Source organism: Salinivibrio sp. AR640 (assembly GCF_001995405.1).
Taxonomy (GTDB): Bacteria; Pseudomonadota; Gammaproteobacteria; order Enterobacterales; family Vibrionaceae; genus Salinivibrio; species Salinivibrio costicola.
Genome location: NZ_MUFD01000006.1, coordinates 16,976 through 37,169 on the forward strand (window position 1 = coordinate 16,976; position 20,194 = coordinate 37,169).

Annotated in this window: 14 protein-coding genes and 1 pseudogene; 6 read left to right on the forward strand and 9 right to left on the reverse strand. The window is 50.6% G+C overall.

Features of this window, described 5'->3' with window-relative positions:
* Nucleotides 1-51: 51 nt before the first annotated feature.
* The 7 genes and pseudogenes from BZG75_RS05010 to BZG75_RS05040 all read right to left on the reverse strand — a co-directional run bounded on the left by BZG75_RS05010 (nucleotide 52) and on the right by BZG75_RS05040 (nucleotide 9,421).
* Complete coding sequence (locus BZG75_RS05010; protein WP_077576353.1) at nucleotides 52-3,192, reverse strand: DUF3427 domain-containing protein; 3,141 nt, start codon at nucleotides 3,190-3,192, stop codon at nucleotides 52-54.
* Nucleotides 3,193-3,444: 252 nt separating this feature from the next.
* Nucleotides 3,445-3,651 (reverse strand): annotated as a pseudogene (locus BZG75_RS15530) (hypothetical protein); the annotation flags it as partial.
* Between the two features lie 78 nt (nucleotides 3,652-3,729).
* Nucleotides 3,730-4,587, reverse strand: a complete 858-nt coding sequence (locus BZG75_RS05020) for an ABC transporter ATP-binding protein (RefSeq protein WP_077576354.1) — start codon at nucleotides 4,585-4,587, stop codon at nucleotides 3,730-3,732.
* Between the two features lie 15 nt (nucleotides 4,588-4,602).
* Complete coding sequence (locus tag BZG75_RS05025; protein WP_077576355.1) at nucleotides 4,603-5,469, reverse strand: ABC transporter ATP-binding protein; 867 nt, start codon at nucleotides 5,467-5,469, stop codon at nucleotides 4,603-4,605.
* Between the two features lie 8 nt (nucleotides 5,470-5,477).
* On the reverse strand, nucleotides 5,478-7,304 hold the full coding sequence (locus BZG75_RS05030; protein ID WP_077576356.1) for an extracellular solute-binding protein: 1,827 nt from the start codon (nucleotides 7,302-7,304) through the stop codon (nucleotides 5,478-5,480).
* Nucleotides 7,305-7,350: 46 nt separating this feature from the next.
* A complete protein-coding gene (locus BZG75_RS05035; RefSeq protein ID WP_077576357.1) occupies nucleotides 7,351-8,394 on the reverse strand; it encodes an ABC transporter permease in 1,044 nt (347 codons plus the stop codon).
* A 1-nt stretch (nucleotide 8,395) separates the two neighbouring features.
* Complete coding sequence (locus BZG75_RS05040) at nucleotides 8,396-9,421, reverse strand: ABC transporter permease (RefSeq protein WP_025744376.1); 1,026 nt, start codon at nucleotides 9,419-9,421, stop codon at nucleotides 8,396-8,398.
* A 679-nt stretch (nucleotides 9,422-10,100) separates the two neighbouring features.
* Here BZG75_RS05040 and BZG75_RS05045 point away from each other — a divergent pair.
* On the forward strand, nucleotides 10,101-11,417 hold the full coding sequence (locus BZG75_RS05045; protein ID WP_077576358.1) for an MATE family efflux transporter: 1,317 nt from the start codon (nucleotides 10,101-10,103) through the stop codon (nucleotides 11,415-11,417).
* Nucleotides 11,418-11,612: 195 nt separating this feature from the next.
* On the opposite strand, the gene BZG75_RS05050 is transcribed toward BZG75_RS05045, so the two are convergent.
* Both BZG75_RS05050 and BZG75_RS05055 read right to left on the reverse strand, forming a co-directional pair.
* On the reverse strand, nucleotides 11,613-12,692 hold the full coding sequence (locus tag BZG75_RS05050; protein WP_077576359.1) for a glycerophosphodiester phosphodiesterase: 1,080 nt from the start codon (nucleotides 12,690-12,692) through the stop codon (nucleotides 11,613-11,615).
* Nucleotides 12,693-12,848: 156 nt separating this feature from the next.
* Complete coding sequence (locus BZG75_RS05055; RefSeq protein ID WP_077576360.1) at nucleotides 12,849-13,766, reverse strand: phytanoyl-CoA dioxygenase family protein; 918 nt, start codon at nucleotides 13,764-13,766, stop codon at nucleotides 12,849-12,851.
* Nucleotides 13,767-14,147: 381 nt separating this feature from the next.
* Here BZG75_RS05055 and gmk point away from each other — a divergent pair, with 381 nt between their 5' ends.
* The 5 genes from gmk (at nucleotide 14,148) to recG (ending at nucleotide 20,187) form a co-directional block, all read left to right on the forward strand.
* A complete protein-coding gene (gene gmk / locus BZG75_RS05060; RefSeq protein WP_025744374.1) occupies nucleotides 14,148-14,771 on the forward strand; it encodes a guanylate kinase in 624 nt (207 codons plus the stop codon).
* A 114-nt stretch (nucleotides 14,772-14,885) separates the two neighbouring features.
* The gene (gene rpoZ, locus BZG75_RS05065; RefSeq protein WP_077461490.1) at nucleotides 14,886-15,158 is read left to right on the forward strand and encodes a DNA-directed RNA polymerase subunit omega; all 273 of its coding nucleotides are present in this window, start codon (nucleotides 14,886-14,888) and stop codon (nucleotides 15,156-15,158) included.
* A gap of 27 nt (nucleotides 15,159-15,185) precedes the next feature.
* Nucleotides 15,186-17,285 carry a bifunctional GTP diphosphokinase/guanosine-3',5'-bis pyrophosphate 3'-pyrophosphohydrolase gene (gene spoT / locus BZG75_RS05070; RefSeq protein ID WP_077576361.1) on the forward strand — a complete coding sequence of 700 codons (2,100 nt, stop codon included), beginning with the start codon at nucleotides 15,186-15,188 and terminating at the stop codon, nucleotides 17,283-17,285.
* A gap of 84 nt (nucleotides 17,286-17,369) precedes the next feature.
* Nucleotides 17,370-18,071, forward strand: coding sequence for a tRNA (guanosine(18)-2'-O)-methyltransferase TrmH (trmH, locus tag BZG75_RS05075; RefSeq protein WP_025744372.1), 702 nt, complete (start codon nucleotides 17,370-17,372; stop codon nucleotides 18,069-18,071).
* Nucleotides 18,072-18,108: 37 nt separating this feature from the next.
* Nucleotides 18,109-20,187: an ATP-dependent DNA helicase RecG gene (recG, locus tag BZG75_RS05080; protein ID WP_077576362.1), complete on the forward strand. Its 2,079-nt coding sequence runs from the start codon at nucleotides 18,109-18,111 to the stop codon at nucleotides 20,185-20,187.
* The last annotated feature ends 7 nt before the right edge of the window (nucleotides 20,188-20,194 follow it).

Consider the following 20,194-nt stretch of genomic DNA (forward strand, 5'->3'; position numbering starts at 1 on the left):
TTTCATTGGGCGATGTAGCACGTTGGTCACCCAATGCCACTGCCATCTCGACTAGCCTACTGCCAACTTCGCCGCTTGCTGCCACATAAAGTTTGGCATCGGAGTGGCTAGCTCCCACGTAATATCCATCGGCTGAGAGCCGGTGTGTGAGATATAATTCACTTCGCCAAAGTTCACAAACCCCATGGTACGCCCGTACTCATCTTTAGTTTGCTCACGTACAAACAAAAACAGGCGCTTCCCTATCTTTTGATGTTGAATGTAATCTTTGCCGCGGCCTTTATCAGGGCGCGAGCTGTTTTGCGACTGCCAGTGAAAGCGTGACGCGTTAATCGCATAATCGTGATACATGGTCGTCGGGGAAAATTGCTTTTCATTTTTATCCAAGGTGACAAATAACAGTTCGATGTTTTGATCTTTAAGCGCATAGAGCCCCTCTCGTGCAGGCGGCTGCCGCTCCAACGTGGTAGCGCCAAACCCAACTAGAATTTGCTCACGCGCATATCGAGCATGAAGTCGCAATGGCACATCAGGCAAATCGTCCATCCTTAACTGCTCGTGCTTGGTTTGTGACAGTTTCCAGTCCACCACGTCCATTAATTCTGCTTTGATGCCCAGCCGCCTTAACGCGGCAAAGCTTTGCATAATGGATGAAAAGCCAAGAGCTGGCCCTGTTTGTTGCCAAACATCATAATGGCACATGAGTCGATGCCGTTCGCTACCCGTATCAGGCGCAAAGTCTGTTTGGCAAAGCTGCTTTAAAAACTGTAGATACGCATGATCATCCGTGGTTAAAATCCGCTGAAAAATCGCTTTCTTGATTGTTTTAAGTTCACTTTCATCAACAGAAGCATCATTGATCTGTAGATCTGCTTTGAACACCAGTTCTGACCAACAGCTTCGCTTGTATAGTTCGTTTAAATCAATATGCGGATACAAGTTTAGGAAGTTCGCTAGCGTCAGCGGCAGATGGGTGTGCTGAGGATATTGACGAACCATTGCCACTAAGCGTCTTAGCGTTAGCGACGCTTTGCGAATGTTATCCAAGACCATTTCTAGCGTGCGCTTAGTAAGCTCAATACGACAGCCCAAAGGCGCATGGGGGAAGCCTTGTTCAATCTCATGGTTAATCGCTCGAGCGCTCTTGCCCACCAGCGCCCGAAACTTATTTGCAAAGTCATACTCGGGACGCGAATGACCGACAAAGTCGAGGACAGTGCAGCACTCTTTGCCCTCGGCTAACCGTAAACCGCGGCCTAGCTGCTGAAGGAAAATGGTTAAACTCTCGGTGGGACGCAGAAACAATAAGGTATCGACTTCAGGAATATCGACCCCCTCGTTGAAAATATCAACCACACAAAGCACATTGATCTCATCGGCGCGCAGCGATTGCTGCTTTCGCTGGCGTTCATGCCGATTGTCGCTGGTCAACACATCCGCCTTAAGCCCTTGCAGTGAAAACTGTTGAGCCATGTATTGAGCGTGTTCTTTACTCACACAAAAAGCGAGTGCTTTCATACGGCTAAGATCCGTGATGATCTCGTTCATGCTGAGTAATATCTTATCCACCCGGGCTTGGTTGGAGGTATAGAGGTTAGTCAGCTGTGCAATATCATAGCGGCCACGCTGCCAAGGAATGGTCCTCAGATCGGTATCATCATCAATACCAAAATATTGGAATGGGCAAAGATGACGACGATTAATCGCCTCTGGTAACCGAATCTCAGCCGCAATAACGCCACCAAAATCCGCGAGAATATCGCCGCCATCGTGACGCTCAGGTGTCGCCGTCAGGCCCAGTAGTATTGACGGTGAAAAGTGGTGCAAAACCGCTCGATAACTGCTCGCGGCAATATGATGCACCTCATCAATCACAATGTAGTCATAGTAATCGGCCGTCAAGTTGAGCGTATCGAGCTGGTTGTTCAATGTTTGAATCGAGACAAACAACTGGCGGTAATGATCTGGCGTGTGACCACCGACCCACAGCTCGCCAAAGGTGCTGTTACGTAATACCCCTCGATAGGCCGCACGCGCTTGCTTAAGGATTTCTTCACGATGGGCCACAAATAAAAAGTTGGCATCAGGATGGATTTTCAAAAAACGGGCGAAATCAAACGCAGAAATCAGTGTCTTACCTGTCCCTGTTGCCGCCACCACGAGATTACGAAAACGCTGATGCGTATGACGCTCAACCGTCAGCTGCTCCAGAATTTCATGTTGGTGTGGGAAAGGAGAGAGATCGAAGAAAAACGTAGTACCATCTTCTTCGCCACCACGCTGCTGCCGAAGGGCTTGATTCAGTTTTTCGGTACTTTTTACATCTCCGTCAAATCGTTCAAATTCATTCGAGGCCCAATATGTTTCAAAAGTGCTGAGTGATTTATTGATAATATGGGGGATTTCTTGCGAGGTGATTTTAAGGTTCCACTCCAACCCATTCGTCAGTGCAGAATGAGAGAGGTTTGACGATCCGATATAACCGGTGTGATAGCCGGTCTCGCGTAAAAACAAATAGCTTTTTGCGTGAAGACGCTCGCGCTCAGTGTTGTAGCTTAACTTCACCTCGGTATTGGGTAGACTGGCTAAATACTCCACCGCTTTCGCGTCTGTCGCGCCCATGTATGACGTAGTGATGACCTTTAACTCGCGACCACTGCGGGTAAATTCTTCCAGCTCTTTACGAAAAATTCTTATCCCCGCCCACTTGATGAATGATACCAACCAATAGATTTTGTCTGCGGATAAAATCTCTCTTTTCAGCTCTGACTCCAATGAAAGGCCCGCATTACTGCCACAAAAAAGCTCACTTTGCGTTAAGCCGGTGAGTGGGAAAACATCTTGCACATAACGCGCTAAATCAGATGCTATCGGGTTTTCAAACTCATAAAGGGCCGTCAGGATTTTCCCCTGACTCGCGAGCAGGTTATCGTCGATAATGTCTTTATCGTGGATCTGGGTTTTCAGCCACAGCAAGAATTGGTTAGATAGTGTGATTTGCTGCGCTAGGCGATCGTCACTGGCAGGCACGGCGTCGAGCACATGGTGCAAAACATGCGATAAAAAGCGAGACAACCAAACTGACGCCTCGTTGCTGGTAAGCGTCCGCTCGCCAACATAGAATCGCTCTCGATCAATACGGCTCTCAATAAGCTGCGTGACCAGCTGCTCGTAAATTCCGATCTGCTGCATTTTTTCCTTCCACGCTATAAGCCTGCATCACCTTACAAACCACGGATTGTAAGCGTTATGAAAGGATCACTTTTCTATACTTTTCAAACAATAGCAACAAAGAGTTAAGTCACACTCTCGTCTGAGGTCTACACAAAGTGACTTCACAGGTAACAATGTGTAGACCTAAAGGCGGGCATAAAGGCTTTCAACCAATCAAAACTCAACGATATTTTTTGCTAACAACACTGGTTCTGCCTGGGTTGGACCCAATCATTTAAGCAAATCACTCAAGCGATTTAACAGTGCTTTACGACGGCTATTAGCTGCCACAAACCGCTTAAACCGCTGTTCAAAGGACGCAGTGACGCGCTCTTTATACGGCTGGGTGAGCTGATAAAGCCTATCCAATGAGCCTAGAGTCTGCCAAAGCAACAGCAATTGGCGAAAGGAAATTTGCCCAGTCAGCTCAAGCTTTTGCTGATGAAGCACCCCCGATGTTGGATATCCAACTACTGGGGGTTACCTCATTTTTACCAGAGGGGCCTGGGCGTGTACTTAACTCACCGCTTCAGGCTTTTTTTCGGCCACCGGTTGCTCGGCACGGCGCTTGTGTTTGCGGTATTTAGGGTGGGTGATCGGAATGGCAGAGAGCAGCGTTTGGGTGTACTCGTGCTGCGGCTGGTGGTAGACGGTTTCGGTCGGCCCCTCTTCTACCACATGACCAAAGTACATCACCGCCACCTTATCGGAGATATGACGGACCACCGATAAGTCGTGCGAGATAAAAATCATCGCCAAGTTCATCTCTTGCTGGAGTTTCAACAACAGATTAAGAATTTGTGCCTGCACCGACACATCCAAGGCGGAGACGGACTCGTCACAAATCAGCAGTTTCGGTTTGAGGGCGATCGCCCGGGCAATACCAATCCGCTGCCGCTGACCGCCCGAAAACTCATGCGGGTAGCGGTTTACCGCATCGTGGGGCAAGCCGACTTTATCCAACAGCTCAAGCACCCATTGGCGACGCTCTTTCGCGGTACCAACATTGTGAATAATAAAGGGCTCTTCTAAGATCCCGCCGATGGTATGACGCTGGTTGAGCGACTCGAGCGGGTCTTGAAAGACAATCTGCATGTCTTTACGCAGTGGCCGCATCTGTCGTGGCGACAACGGGGTGATGTCTTTACCTTCAAAGAAAATTTTCCCTTCGGTAGGCTCAAACAACTTGAGTATGGTACGGCCAAGGGTACTTTTGCCACACCCCGACTCCCCCACCAGCCCAAGTGTTTCACCTTGTGACACCGACAGCGATACGCCATCGACGGCTTTAATGGTGTAGCCTTGACGAAGCAGGCCTTTGCCGGAGACAAAATACTGCTTCAGATTTTCTACTCTGAGGACTTCCTTGCTCATCGCGTTCTCCTGCAACTATGTCGATGATGGCGCTGCATCAAAGTCTTCCAACGGGCGAATATCAATCATCTGCTTGGGTTGGTGAGTACGCCCCGGCATTAACCCCAGCAAACGCTTGGTATACGGATGGGCGGGGTTGTCAAATAAAGTAAAAATATCGGCCCGTTCGCGAATTTGGCCATCGTACATCACTGCCACGTCGTCACACACCTCGGCGACCACGCCCAGATCGTGGGTGATAAAAATCACCGCCATGCCGGTTTCTTCTTGCAGCTCGTTAATCAAGTCCAAAATCGAGGCCTGCACCGTCACATCTAGGGCGGTGGTTGGCTCATCACATATCAAGATATCGGGCTTACAGGCCAGTGCCATGGCAATCATGACCCGTTGGCGCATCCCACCAGACAGGTTGTGCGGATACTCATTGAGACGCTTTTCAGGCAGTGGGATTTTTACCTTGTTCATCATATCCAATGCGCAGGCATACCGGGCTTTTTTATCCAGCTCCGGGCGGTGCAACATCAAGACTTCATTGATTTGCCGACCAATGGTATGCACAGGGTTCAGCGCCGTCATTGGGTCTTGAAAGATAATCGAGATCCGATTACCGCGCATCGCATAGCGCTCTTTGGCGGGCAGAGTGACCAAGTCCGTCCCGCGATACAGAATCTCGCCGCCGGTCACTTGCCCATAGGGTTTAGGCAGCAAGCCCATAATTGACATCGCAGTAACACTTTTGCCACTGCCCGACTCGCCCACCAAGCCGAGCGTGCGCCCGGCTTTCACCTCAAAGCTCACCCCGTGAAGTACCTCACGGGGGCCATTGTCAGTGGTAAAATTAACGGTCAAATCCTTAACCGAAAGAATGACATCCTGGGTCATAAGCGCCTCTACAGCTTGTATCTGTCATCAATGATGGTCACCGGCTCAAAGGCTTTATCGTCGTCCATGGCCTCTTCGGTGGCGTCTTTCATCTCTTCATCAATCCAGAAGGTGCCAAAGCCCATCACGCGGCCACTGGTGACCATGTTTTCGGTGCGCTTGGTCATCGCGTTATCTGGGATTTGTACATAACGCCAAAAACCTTGACGCACATACGGCACCATGTACCCCGGTACAATCACACTGGCCTCTGAGATTTTGGTGCGGATTTGATGCGACAGCTGATACTTTTTAGCCGTATCAAACTCGCTTTTATAGGCCATGATCAGCTTATCCAATGCCGGTGAGCTGTAGTTAGAGTGATTGTTTGTTTGCGTTTTATTGGCGTTATCCGAGTGGAAGTACTCCCAATAGGCCGGAATTTCCGAGGTACCCATATTAAGAAAGGCCAACTGATGCTTTTTCTCGAGTACGTATTTAAACGCCGATGAGCCATCGACCAAGTTAATAGTAAATTCCAGCCCTGCTTGCTTAGCCTGCTCTTTTAAGTAAGCAATGCGTGGTGTGTGCTGCTGATACCCATAAGTAATCGCGAAGCTTAAACGCTCGCCTTTGTCATTGACGCGAATACCATCGGCGCCAACCTGGTCAAAGCCGGCTTGTTCGAAATGGCTGATCGCTTTTTTAGGATCAAACGCTGGCGGTGTTGCACCATCATTGTCGTATTCACCATGACCAAAGCCCATTGCATGCGGTTTACGCGAGTAATCGCCACGGGTGATTTTTTCAATCATGCCGTCAAAATCGGTGGCATAGAGAATCCCTTTGCGTACATTGATATCATCCAGCATTGGCATGGCCGAGTTCATCCACAAACCGCCCGCGCCAACCGGCACTTCGTTATACCCCCAGAACTTGGTGATATAGCCTTTTTTATAAGGTTCAGATTGGGTTTTTTCATGCCAGATATCTGGAAGCACCAAATCGAACACATCCAAATTGCCCTTTTCAAAATGCTTCATGGCAATGTCGTTATCGCGGATCACGCGCATTCGAATACGCTCAACATTGTAGCGATTTTGGTAATAGGGGTTGGTATAACCCCACCAATCGTCGACATGATTAAAGGTAAGTCGGCGTCCTTTTTGCACACGGCCCAGCTCATAGGGCCCCATGGTGGGCTCGGCTTTAAAGTTATAGCGGCGCACATAGTCGTCAGCAATGCCGTCTTGGTTTTCATCTTTGCGCGGATTAGCGTAAAAATGCGCAGGGCGCGGAATTAAGCTTCCTAAGGTATACATTAATTCTTCTTGGTTTTTCTCTACTGCACTCGATATGGCCACAGTATGCGCGTCGATTTTCTCCACGCTACCAATGGTGTTGGTGTAATAGTCGTTATACCAAGGGGCAACAATGTCTTTAGAGCGATAAAACTGCATCATAAACACAAAATCATCGGCGGTCAGTGGTTCGCCATCTGACCAAGTCGCTTCTGGGTTAAGCTTAAAATAGATGGTTTTGTTGTCGTCACTAAATGCCCACTCGTTGGCCAAATCCGGGATCCATTCCAGTGTATCTGGGTGGCGCTTTACCAGTGAGGGCATTTCATCAAGAAAGTAACTGCGCAGGCCTGAGTTTGAATCCGGCCCCACAGTGCGTAATGTCTGCGGAAAACTCTGCAAATGGGTACGCAGTGTACCGCCGCGCTTGGCGTCGGGAGACCCGATTTTGGGGGCATCCCAGTTGGTTTGCCAATTAAGATTTTCAGGCAATTCCGCCGCCCAGCCGCTGAGGCTAAACAGGGAAACGGAGGTAGCAAGGATCAGTTTTTTCATCGTGATTTCCTTATCGTGATTCAAACATTGCACATTGTGTTTAACGTTAGTCGTAACGGGTGAATTTTTTCGGGTCGAACGCAGCGCGAACCGCTTCACCAATGAAGGTCACCATCACCAATACCACCACCAGTGAGGTCACCACAGACGCAACAATCCATGGCGCGTCCAGATTTGATTTACCTTGCTGTAACAGCTCGCCCCAACTTGGCGTCGGTGGCATCAGTCCCAAACCGAGATAATCCAGCGCCGTTAACGCGGTAATATTGAGGGCGATGGTAAAGGGCGCCAAGGTCACAATCATCACCATGGTGTTGGGCAAAATATGGCGAAACAGGATCCGGCTAGTAGAGGCACCCAATGCACGCGCCGCCATCACATAATCACGCGACGATTCTTTATAGGTCATGGTGCGCATATACCAGGTGATCGCCATCCAGCCGAATAGCACATTAATCGCGACGAACAAGGCAAAAGTGGGTTGGAGAATCGAGACCAAAATCATGATCACGTACAAAAACGGCACCATCGACCAGACCTCAATAAAGCGTTGGAAGAAGAGGTCAAACTTACCGCCCCAAAACCCCATCGCACAGCCCACGGCGGTGCCAATCGCATAAGACGCAGCCATGGTCAGTAACGCAAAGCCCATGGCAATACGAAAGCCGTATACCAGGCGGGCGAGAATGTCGCGGCCGATATCATCGGTACCGAGGTAATGCTTGTCTGCGGCACTTGGCGCCGTGGGCGGAAAGTCGCCACTAAAGTCTTGCTCAAGCGGGTTCCACGGCACCAGTGGCATGACTACATAATTGTCGCCACTTTGTGCCTCGAAAGCTTTATCGAGCTGACGATAATTGACTTCGCTGGTGCCCACTTGACCAAAATCGCTCGCCAAGTACACATCGCTCATCACAGGGAAGTAATAGTTGCCGTCGTATTTGACCATTAACGCTTTACTGTTGATCAACAGCTCGGCAAATAGCGACAGCACCAACATGGTGGTCAAGATCATAAACGACCAGTAGCCGCGTTTAATTTGCTTAAAGCTGCGGATTTTCTTTTGAGTTAAAGGGCTCATCGTCAACATATCAAGATCCAAACTTCACGCGAGGGTCAATCAAGGCAACACAGATATCAGAGATGATATTGCCCGCCAGCAGTAATAGCGCATTGATGGCAACAATCCCCATCACCACCGGATAGTCACGCTCCATAATCGATTCATAGCCGAGCAAACCAATGCCGTTGATGTTAAAAATCACCTCAATCAAAAATGCACCGGTCATAAAGAACAATAAAGAGTTACCAAAATGGCTGGCTATCGGAATCAAGCTGTTGCGCAGCGCATGCTTGCGTACCGCCGAACGAAACGGTAACCCTTTGGCAATGGCGGTGCGAATATAGTCCGCGGAGAGGTTTTCCATCAGGTTGTTTTTCATCGTCATGGTCAAAGTGGCAAAATCACCAATCAGATAACAAATCAGCGGCAGTACCGCATGCCACATCACATCTTTGGCGCGTTCCCAAAAACTGGTCGCGTCATAGTAGGCATCGCCAACAAAGCCGCCCATCGGGAACCATTCGAGGTGATAACTAAATAGGGTGATCAGTAAGACCCCCACCACGTAACCCGGCAGGGCAAAACCAATAAAGATAAGTACTGAGGAGGATGAATCAAACACCGAGCCGTGCTTGAGGGCTTTGTAATAGCCAAGCGGAAGGGAGATAAAATAACTGATAAAGAAGGTCATCCCGCCATAAAACAGCGACACCGGCAGGCGCTCGGCAATCATATCCGCGACTGGCTCGTAATAGCGCGTCGACTCACCTAAATCAAAATTGGCCAACTTTCCTAACCAATCCATATAGGCTTCAACGACGGGTTTATCGAGACCATAAAAGGCGCGCAAATCGTCCATTTGCGCTTCAGACAAGGCCGAGCTATCTCCAGCACGTTGCAAGCTCGAGCCGCCATCACCTTGTGCTTGCATTTGGGTCATCATTCGCTCAACCGGCCCGCCAGGCACAAGGCGCGTGATACCGAAAATCAAAATGGTGATCCCAAGAAACGTCGGTATCACTAAAAGAAACCGACGTATAAAGTACGACAGCATAGTCCACTACTCCCTGTTAACTATCTGATATTTTTTCAGGTCATTGATCCTGCCGTTGTGCTCTCTTGGCCATCCTAAGCACTGAGAGCAACAATACGTATTACACACTTACATAATGTGGTCTATATTTATCTCGAATATTGGTCACGATCAACGATAACAGCCTGTCAGAAGTGATTTTTTTGCTACAAAACAGCGAAAGCCATGCTGTTTTTATACTGCGTTGTGCTAGCTTTCTTATCACTAAAAGCAATAAATATTTCAATCAATAGTCAAAAAGGTTTGGTTTAAAATGCAATAAAACTGACATTTCACCGAAACCTTGTGTCTTCTCGTGATCGCACGCACCGATAACCCACCACAGCGCCTGCATTGATAAGCAGACAGCCATCCTCCCGCTCCCCCCTCAATCTCATATTCATTCATCAGGATCAGTGCAATAGAGATAGTGACTTGTTTCACTAAAAACCACAGCTACCAGCATGAATCACTAACTCCAATGATTGTGTGCAGTCGCCCCCCTGAACGTCCATCGCATCGCTAGGGTCAGGCTCGCTGACACTGAATAACCGTATTTATTAGGGGTTGGTAATTTTTAGCATTCCTCTACAATTGGTGCGACTATGCCGAGCATGCCAATGCTCGGCTTTTTTCACCCTATTAATGTAAAGAGTGCCTGATGGAATCCGTTTCTCGCGCCAAGCGCCTCTTCTCTACCACCCTACCGATGCTGTTTGGTGTGCTGTCGCTGATGAGCTTTCAGTTGGTCGATAGTGCCTTCATTGGTCAATTGGGCGTACTCCCGCTCGCCGCACAAGGTTTCACCTTGCCGATTCAGATGATCATTATCGGGTTGCAAGTTGGCCTCGGCATTGCGACCACAGCGGTGATCTCGCGCGCGCTCGGCGCCGATCAGTGTCGCTATGCCAAGCAATTAGGCGGTCTGATTTTATTTATTGGCACCACAGGCGTGGCATTGTTTGCCGGCTTGCTCTATGCCTTGCGCCATCCGATCTTGATGTTGCTTGATGCGCCGGACAAGGTGTTCCCGGTGATTGATACTTATTGGCAAATTTGGCTCGTCAGTGCCTGGACAGGGGCGGTGCTTTACTTCTTCTATAGCTTGGCTCGCGCTAATGGCAACACAGTGTTGCCCGGTTCCATGATGGTGGTTACCAGCTTATTAAACCTTATCCTCGATCCTATCTTTATTTTTTGGCTCGATTGGGGCATCAATGGCGCGGCGGTGGCCACTCTGATTGCTTTTGGCACTGGCATTGCCATTGTCGCCCCTCGCGTACTCGGCAAAGGTTGGGTTTCTTTTGACTGGCATGACGTCAACGTTAAGAAAAGTATAGGATCGATTGGTCACATTATGGGGCCAGCGATGATTAGTCAGCTGCTGCCGCCGGTGTCATCTATGCTGGCGACCAAGTTACTTGCGAGTTTTGGCTCAGCGGCAGTCGCCGCCTGGGCACTGGGCTCGCGGTTTGAGTTTTTCGCGATTGTCTCGGTACTGGCATTAACCATGTCGATGCCACCTATGGTGGGTCGTTTGCTGGGTAAAGGCGATTTGACCGAAGTGCGCCATTTGGTCAAGTTAGCGTGTCAGTTTATTCTCGGCTTTCAATTGCTGATCGCCGTGGTCACTTGGCTTGCCGCCGCTCCCCTCGCCGATTTGATGACCAGCGATCAACAAGTTACCGATATCTTGCACACTCACCTTACGCTAGTACCCTTTAGCCTGGGCGCGCTGGGGGTGTGCATGTTGATGGTGTCAATTACCAATGCATTAGGCCGCTCATACACCGCCCTAACCATTTCTGCGCTCCGCCTATTTGCGTTTTTCCTGCCCTGCCTTTGGCTGGGGGCACAAATTGGCGAGCTGTTTGGCCTGTTTGCCGGTGCCTTAATCGGTAACCTCCTTGCAGGCGCGGTGGCTTATGGCATGTACCGACGTACGCTGGCTAAACTCATGGCGAACCAACCCCGCTAAACTGAGTCGATACTCACTGCTATTATCGGCTGGATTTGCTTAGCAGACCCTCCGCGCCATGGATGGCGCGGCGGAGCCTCCAGGGATGGATTAACGGCGTGTCTGCGTGCGACTCCAGTCGATGCACATAACTAAAAAAGCCCGCTAATAACAGGCGGGCTCAAAGGTACATACAGTCAACGCGCGGGCGCGGGGTTAATAACCCAGTTGCGTTAAGGTTGCTTCAATGTCTGTACCGTCGCTATCCGTTAACGTTTTCACCGCCATATTAGGACGATTGGTAAAGAAGCCATCCACACCGCGATCACGGTAGCGAATCATGTCCTCGCGATCATCCAGAGTGTACATGTGCATCAGCAAGCCTTTTTCATGGCTCATGTCCACCATCCAGGTCTTCGCCAGATCCATGTAACTAAATTGGCTCGACCAAGCATCATCAAAGTTGGCTTGGGTACCTGAAGGCCCTACACCGATGGCACCGTTTTGTTTGGCGTAATCGAGCCACTCTGCGTAGTCCGCTTTCGAGGCTACTTCCTGACGCGCGTAGTACTGGGCGTAAGATTCGTCATCCGCTTTCGGTGCGCTATCTTTGGTCGGAATATAGCCATCACCTGCCCATAGCAGCAAGATTTTTGGCACATTCGGCATCACATCTTGCAGTGCTTCAAGGCTCGATTTATTGAAGGTTTGCAGGACCACTTTGCCCTTGGCGTCCTTATCTAGCCAACCGTGTTGGGTTAAATCTTGTTTCAAATCCTCTTCAATGCCAGGGAAGAATTCAGGCACCTTGGTCTCGATGTAAAGTCCTGGCTGATGGGCGCAGCCTTCGGCGATTTCTCGGACCTGGTCAAGTGTCACCAACTTCAAGCCACGAAAGCTTTCGCGTGCGCGTTCGGGATAGGCTTGGTTATACCAGCTACCGGCATCCAGTTTTTCCAGCTCTGCCCACGTAAAGGTGTTAACCGGATCACTGGCACGCTCAGGATAGACTGTCTCAATATTGGTGTTGCGCTTGAGGTTATCGTCATGCACGGCGATCAGTTTGCCGTCTTTTGTGCGCTGCAGGTCCAGCTCGAGGTAATCCGCGCCCACTTCACAGGCAAGCTGATAGGCTGGCAACGTGGATTCTGGCGCGTTGTAGGAATCACCACGGTGGGCAATGACCGCATGATCAGCAATGCCAAGTTGTTCGCTCAACGCAGTGTCACTGGCTTGGGCAAAAGAGGAAAAAGAAAAGGCACTGGCGACACTGAGCGCGGCAACGGTCACGCTCATATTTTTTTTCGATGAGGTATTCAACGGGTACTCCTTACTGTCGTTGAAAAAATAGGCGATAATTAAACATGTGTTCAATTACCAAGACAGCATAGCAAAACCCTGATTTAAAGCGAAAAAATAAAAACGCCCACAAAGACGTGGGCGTCAACACGGTTAAGAAGCCAGCGGCCAGAGTGACTCTACTGCCTGCAGGGGGCGTTGATCGGGGTTAGATAAATAGTGCGGGCGCGGTGGCAACCCACTAAATGGCTTCACCGTTTTGTTTTCCAAACTGTTATAAACGAACATTAAAATCGAACGTGGGTCGTTGGCGATATTATCGGGTGAGCCATGCATCAAGTTACAATCATGGAACACCAAGGTACCGGCTTGTCCCGTTACAGAGGCAATGCCATTGTCTTCTAACAATGCCTCCATGGTCTCTGGCTTGGGCACCCCCAGCATTTGTTTTTTCAGCGATTGCTGATAGTTCTTCTCGCCGGTGTTGCCTTCACAAGACGCATAGTGATGGTGCGAGCCGGGGATTACATACAAAGGCCCATTGTGCTCGGTGTTGTCGGTTAACATCAGCCATACGGTCACGGCTCGCATCCGTGGCATTCCATCCTCAACGTGCCAAGTCTCGAAGTCAGAATGCCAAGGAAACGACTTGCCTTTAAACGCAGGCTTAATATTGACGCGCGATTGCATCAAATATGCGTCCGAACCCAAAATTTGCCGCACTTTATTGAGAATGCGCGGATCGCGTGAGAAGCGATCAATCAAATCACTGTAGGCAAAAGGTTTAAAAATAGTACGCAGCTCATCACTATCCGGCTCGGTATATAGCTCTTCATAGCCGGCCATATCATCGCGCAAACGGGTTATTTCACGCTTAAGCGGTGCCACCATTTCCGGCATGTAATCCTTCATAACCAGAAAGCCCTGGCGCTCGAACGTATCCAGCTCGTGCTGGCTTAAGCTATGCGGTACCTCTGGCTGCGCACTGCCGTACACAACAGGGGCTAGACGTGGGGAGAAGGTTTCTTTTCCATTGACGCGTGAGGGATACAAATCGGGAGTACCTTCCATTATTGACACCTCCTTCATGTCGTTCGTTTTTTAGTGATATCTTCTCGCTGTTTGAGGCCCTAAAGGGCGTGAATTGCACACAACACAGTTGCGGGCGGCTAATCAAAAATCAACCCCCAGCGCGTGCTATGCATCTTCTTGGATAACTGCGCGCTACCCTACCAGCTCCACATCGAACAGTGAACCTTTGTAAACCCACAACCGCTATGCGTCATAGTAAGCCATCCTAATGATCGCTTTCACCGCGATCCCGTTCAAATCCAAATGAGTTCGTGCTACCCTGCGCGCCTCCCACGGGAGACAAACATCTATTCGTCGATCGACTCCCATACGCATACGCTATACTGCGGATGGGCATCAGCCAGTGAAAGTGATCAATCCATGAGCCAAGGTACGCTTTACATTGTTTCCGCCCCGAGTGGCGCGGGCAAATCTAGCCTGATTTCAGCGCTACTGAATGATAATCCTCGCTATGACATGAAAGTGTCGGTATCGCACACCACCCGCGCCATGCGCCCGGGAGAAGAAGATGGCGTGCATTATCACTTTGTTGAGGTAGAAGCATTTAAGGCCTTAATCGACCAAGGTGCTTTTTTAGAGCATGCAGAGGTATTCGGCAATTATTACGGCACGTCCAGGGTCTGGATTGAAAAAATGCTTAACAATGGCGTCGATATTTTTCTTGATATCGATTGGCAAGGTGCCGAGCAAATTCGTCAGCAAATGCCCGCAAGTAAGAGTATTTTTATTTTGCCGCCAAGCCGTGAAGAGCTGGAACGACGCTTGACAACGCGTGGCCAAGACAGTGATGAGGTCATTGCCACACGCATGCAAGAGGCACGTTCGGAAATCTCTCACTATGCTGATTATGATTACCTGATTATTAATGATGACTTTGACGTCGCATTAATGGATATTAAGGCCATCGTCCGCGCAGAGCGGATGGGGCAAACCAAGCAAGCCAGCAAATATCATACAATGATCGACGACCTGCTGGCCGACTAACCCAAATATTGAGACGTGGCCGCATTGCAGCACAAAGCTAGCAATAGGTCGCGGCCTTTTGTATACTTTTCGGTCATTTTTAATGACCTGTTTATTACATAGCTGGAGTCCTTCATGGCACGCGTAACTGTTCAAGACGCCGTTGAAAAAATTGGTAACCGTTTCGATCTCGTTCTGGTTGCGGCTCGCCGCGCCCGCCAAATGCAAACCGGTGGTAAAGACGCCTTAGTCGCAGAAGAAAACGACAAGTACACTGTGCTCTCTCTACGCGAAGTAGAAGAAGGACTGATTAACAAAGAAGTACTCGACGCCCGCGAGCGTCAAGAGAAGCAAGAGCAAGAAGCCGCCGAAATGGCAGCGGTTAGCACCATTTCTGGTCAACGTTAAACGCGTCATTTATCAGGGACAGGCCGTTTGTATCTATTTGATAGCCTGAAAGAAGTTGCTAGTCAATATTTGCCGGAGTCACAGCTTGAAGCGCTCCGGCAAGCTTACCTAGTAGCACGGGATGCCCATGACGGGCAGACTCGTTCAACGGGCGAACCTTACATCATTCACCCCATTGCGGTAGCACGGATCCTGGCAGAAATGCGTTTGGATTGTGAAACCCTCATGGCGGCGTTATTACACGATGTCATTGAAGACACCGAGGTGACCAAAGACGATCTGCAGCAGCGCTTTGGTGATGTGGTGGCTGAACTGGTTGACGGCGTGTCTAAGCTCGACAAGCTCAAATTCCGTGATCGCAAAGAAGCCCAAGCCGAGAACTTTCGCAAAATGGTCATGGCCATGGCGCATGACATTCGCGTTATTTTGATCAAACTCGGCGATCGTACCCATAACATGCGCACACTGGGCGCCCTACGTCCGGATAAAAAGCGTCGTATTGCCCGCGAAACCCTAGAGATTTTTGCCCCACTCGCTCATCGTTTAGGTATCCATAATATAAAAGTCGAGCTCGAAGAGCTGGGCTTTGAAGCCCTCTACCCCAATCGCTATCGCGTGCTCAAAAAAGTGATTGCGCAAGCTCGGGGAAACCGCAAAGAGATGATTCAAAAAATCCATGCGGAAATCGAAGGGCGACTTGAAGATGCTGGCATTGAGGCCCGTGTACTGGGCCGAGAAAAAAATCTCTATTCCATCTACAACAAGATGAGAAACAAAGAGCAGCGTTTCCATACCATCATGGATTTGTATGCGTTTCGGGTGATCGTACGCGATCTCGATACCTGTTATCGGGTGCTGGGGCAAATGCACAGCCTGTATAAGCCTCGCCCTAGCCGCGTCAAAGATTATATCGCCGTTCCCAAAGCAAACGGCTATCAATCACTGCATACGTCGATGATCGGCCCCCACGGTGTCCCGGTTGAAGTGCAGATTCGTACCGAAGATATGGATCAAATGGCGGATAAAGGGGTCGCGGCACACTGGGCTTATAAAAACGGCTCCGATCGTCCATCGGGAACCACCGCACAAAAACGGGCGCAACGATGGATGCAAAACATTATCGAGCTGCAACAAAGTGCCGGCAGCTCGTTTGAGTTCATCGAAAGCGTTAAGTCAGACCTTTTCCCCGATGAGCTTTACGTCTTTACGCCGAAAGGGCGAATTGTCGAGCTGCCGGTCGATGCGACCGCGGTCGATTTTGCCTATGCCGTGCATACGGATGTCGGCAATACCTGTGTCGGTGCGCGAGTTAATCGTCAGCCCTATCCGCTCAGTCAGCCGTTAAAAAACGGCCAGACCGTCGAGATCATCACTGCGCCAGGCGCGCGCCCCAATGCCGCTTGGCTTAACTATGTGGTCACGGCACGGGCGCGTACCAAGATTCGTCAGGTACTGAAAACCATGCGTCGGGAGGAGTCGGTGACCTTAGGCCGCCGCTTACTCAATCATGCGCTTGGAGAACAAAACTTGCCGGACATCGACGCTGCGCGAGTCGATACCGTGTTAAGCGATCTCAAGCTCAAAACCAGCGACGACTTACTCGCCTCGATTGGTTTGGGTGAACTCATGAGCGTGGTGATAGCACGTCGCTTACTGAATCAAGACCCGGCCGCGCCTACCGAAGGTAAAATGCCGATTCGCGGTGCCGATGGCATTCTAGTGACCTATGCCAACTGTTGTCGCCCCATTCCAGGCGATCCTATCATTGCCCATGTTAGTCCCGGCAAGGGGTTGGTGATTCACCGTGAAACCTGTGCCAATATTCGCGGCCATCGCCAAGAGCCGGATAAGTATATGCCGGTGGAATGGGCGGATGATTTTGAGCAAGAGTTCAGTACCCGCGTCAGAGTCGATATGCAAAACCATCAAGGTGCGTTGGCCGATTTAACCAACACCATTGCCTCAACGGGCTCCAATATCCAAGGGCTCTCCACTGAAGAGCGTGATGGTCGCTTGTACACTATCTTTGTTCGATTAACGACCAAAGATCGGGTGCACCTCGCCAACATTATGCGCCGCCTGCGGGTGATGCCCAATGTGGTGAAGGTCAGCCGCCAAAAGAACTGATCGTCGCGATACATTATTATTGTCTGTCGCCCACCCTTTTGGTGGGCGCGTTTGTCTTTCGTCTGTCATTTACGGAATTGAATCATGACACCTGAACGCTTTGAACGCATTCATCAGGTGCTGGCAAAGCGCCAGCCTGATCTCACTGTGTGTATGGAGCAAGTCCACAAGCCCAATAACATTTCTGCCATCATTCGTACTGCCGATGCGGTGGGCATTCATCGTATGCATGCGGTATGGCCAGAAGGCACCAAAATGCGGACCTTAGGCGGTACATCTGCCGGTTCACGCAATTGGATTGACGTGGTCACCCATAACACGACCGCGGATGCTTTTGAGGCCATGCAAGCGCAAGGCATGCAAGTATTGGTCACTAACCTATCGGAAACGGCCATCGACTTTCGTGAGGTTGATTACACCCGACCAACCGCCATTATCCTCGGCCAAGAAAAACATGGCATCAGTCGCGAAGCGCTCGATAAAGCCGATCAAGACATCCTCATTCCAATGGTGGGTATGGTACAGTCGCTGAACGTGTCAGTGGCTAGCGCCTTGATTTTGTACGAAGCGCAACGCCAACGCCAAGCGGCAGGCATGTACCAGTTGGCGAAGACACGCTTGCCCGACGATGAAGTGCATCACATCCTGTTTGAGCGCGGTCATCCGGTGCTCGCCCGCGTGGCCAAGCAAAAGGGGCTGCCTTATCCGCCACTCGATGACAATGGGCAAATTATTGCTGACGAAACATGGTGGGCGAGCATGCAGGCGGCAAAACACGCGCGTTAATCGCTTAGCAAGCTCAACCTGACGGATAAAGAAACGGATGCAATCTTCCATGCTTAGCGCAGTAACCGTCGATACCTTTAAGGGTGTCGGCAGTAAAATGGCTGAAAAGCTGGCTAAAATCGGCCTGCATACGGTGCAGGACGTGTTGTTTCATCTGCCGTATCGCTATGAAGATCGCACCCGAGTGTGGCCAGTTGCCAGTCTATTGCCTGGCCAGCATGCCACCATCGAAGGTGAAATCACCCATAATGACACCGTGTTTGGCCGCCGCCGGATGCTCACGGTTCGGGTGCAAGATGGCAGCGGCGCGTTAACGCTACGCTTTTTCAATTTTAATGCCGCGATGAAAAATAGCTTGGCGGTCGGCAAACAGGTGAAAGCCTATGGCGAACTTAAACGGGGCAAGCACGGGCTAGAAATCATTCATCCCGAGTATCAAGTCTTTTCCGAGCTCACCGAGTTGGTGATGGAAGAAACGCTGACGCCGGTCTACCCGACCACCGAGGGGCTGCGCCAAGCAACGCTACGTCAGCTCACCGACCAAGCGCTGGCTTTATTAGATAAAAGCGGTGTCGAAGAATTACTCCCTGAAGGCTTGTACGATCGACAGCTGTCTTTGCGTGACGCCTTACACCTATTGCACCGCCCTCCGCCAGAGACGGTACTGGATGATTTATTAACGGGCCAACATCCCGCCCAGCGACGCTTGATCATTGAAGAGCTCCTTGCCCAGCACCTGTCGATGCTGTCAGTTCGTCATCACGCACAGCAAGTGAAAGGGGTCGCCCTCGCCCCGAGTCACTCGCTCGGACAACGCCTGTTAGACAATTTGCCCTTCTCTCCCACAGGGGCACAATCACGAGTGGTTAGCGAGATCAGTGCCGATTTAGCCAAACCATTCCCGATGATGCGCTTAGTCCAAGGTGATGTCGGCGCCGGTAAAACCTTGGTCGCCGTACTCGCCGCCTTACAAGCTATCGAACAAGGCCATCAGGTTGCGTTAATGGCACCGACCGAGCTATTGGCCGAGCAACACGCCACCAATTTTGCCCAATGGCTAGAGCCGCTAGGTATCCAAGTCGGCTGGCTTGCCGGTAAATTAAAAGGCAAGGCACGGACACAAACCTTGGCACACATCGCCGACGGCGAGGCGCAAATGGTGGTCGGTACTCATGCGTTATTTCAAGCCAGTGTCCAATTTAAAAGCTTGGCGCTGGTGATCATCGACGAGCAACACCGGTTTGGTGTCCACCAACGGCTTGCCTTGCGTGAAAAAGGCGAACAACAGGGCGCGCATCCACATCAGTTGATCATGACCGCTACGCCTATTCCACGCACCTTGGCGATGACCGCCTATGCCGACTTAGAAACCTCGGTGATTGATGAATTGCCACCAGGACGCACGCCGATTCAAACCGTTGCGGTGCCGGACACGCGCCGTGATGACATTATTGCCCGGGTCAACGCCGCCTGCAGTGATGGTCGGCAAGCCTATTGGGTATGCACATTAATTGAAGAGTCTGACGCTTTAGAGGCGCAAGCCGCTGAAGATACGACTACGGCACTCAAAGAAGCGTTACCGAATCTGACCATTGGCCTGGTTCATGGCCGAATGAAAGCGGCGGAAAAACACGCAGTGATGGATGCCTTTAAGCAAGGCGAGGTGCAGTTATTGGTGGCAACCACTGTCATTGAAGTGGGCGTCGATGTCCCTAACGCCAGCCTAATGATTATCGAAAACCCTGAACGACTCGGGCTGGCACAACTCCACCAGCTACGTGGCCGTGTCGGTCGTGGATCCGTCGCCAGCCATTGTGTGCTGCTTTATCATGCCCCGTTGTCGACAACAGCCACTCAGCGCTTGGGCGTACTGCGAGACAGCAATGACGGCTTTGTCATTGCTCAACGCGATCTCGATATCCGTGGGCCAGGCGAGTTATTGGGCACCCGCCAGACCGGTTTGGCTGAGTTTAAAATTGCCGATTTAGTCCGCGACCAAGCGCTGATCCCCGAGGTACAAAAGCTGGCCAGTCATTTGCACCAGCACTACCCCAAACATGCACAGGCCATCATTCGCCGCTGGTTGGGACATAAAACCCACTATTCCAACGCCTAATGGCCGC

What these genes read in the sequence shown, in the direction of transcription:
- BZG75_RS05010 (WP_077576353.1), bottom strand. Translation starts at nt 3,192, where the DNA reads ATGCAGCAGATCGGAATTTACGAGCAGCTGGTCACGCAGCTTATTGAG.
- BZG75_RS05020 (WP_077576354.1), bottom strand. Translation starts at nt 4,587, where the DNA reads ATGAGCAAGGAAGTCCTCAGAGTAGAAAATCTGAAGCAGTATTTTGTC.
- BZG75_RS05025 (WP_077576355.1), bottom strand. Translation starts at nt 5,469, where the DNA reads ATGACCCAGGATGTCATTCTTTCGGTTAAGGATTTGACCGTTAATTTT.
- BZG75_RS05030 (WP_077576356.1), bottom strand. Translation starts at nt 7,304, where the DNA reads ATGAAAAAACTGATCCTTGCTACCTCCGTTTCCCTGTTTAGCCTCAGC.
- BZG75_RS05035 (WP_077576357.1), bottom strand. Translation starts at nt 8,394, where the DNA reads ATGTTGACGATGAGCCCTTTAACTCAAAAGAAAATCCGCAGCTTTAAG.
- BZG75_RS05040 (WP_025744376.1), bottom strand. Translation starts at nt 9,421, where the DNA reads ATGCTGTCGTACTTTATACGTCGGTTTCTTTTAGTGATACCGACGTTT.
- BZG75_RS05045 (WP_077576358.1), top strand. Translation starts at nt 10,101, where the DNA reads ATGGAATCCGTTTCTCGCGCCAAGCGCCTCTTCTCTACCACCCTACCG.
- BZG75_RS05050 (WP_077576359.1), bottom strand. Translation starts at nt 12,692, where the DNA reads ATGAGCGTGACCGTTGCCGCGCTCAGTGTCGCCAGTGCCTTTTCTTTT.
- BZG75_RS05055 (WP_077576360.1), bottom strand. Translation starts at nt 13,766, where the DNA reads ATGGAAGGTACTCCCGATTTGTATCCCTCACGCGTCAATGGAAAAGAA.
- gmk (WP_025744374.1), top strand. Translation starts at nt 14,148, where the DNA reads ATGAGCCAAGGTACGCTTTACATTGTTTCCGCCCCGAGTGGCGCGGGC.
- rpoZ (WP_077461490.1), top strand. Translation starts at nt 14,886, where the DNA reads ATGGCACGCGTAACTGTTCAAGACGCCGTTGAAAAAATTGGTAACCGT.
- trmH (WP_025744372.1), top strand. Translation starts at nt 17,370, where the DNA reads ATGACACCTGAACGCTTTGAACGCATTCATCAGGTGCTGGCAAAGCGC.
- recG (WP_077576362.1), top strand. Translation starts at nt 18,109, where the DNA reads ATGCAATCTTCCATGCTTAGCGCAGTAACCGTCGATACCTTTAAGGGT.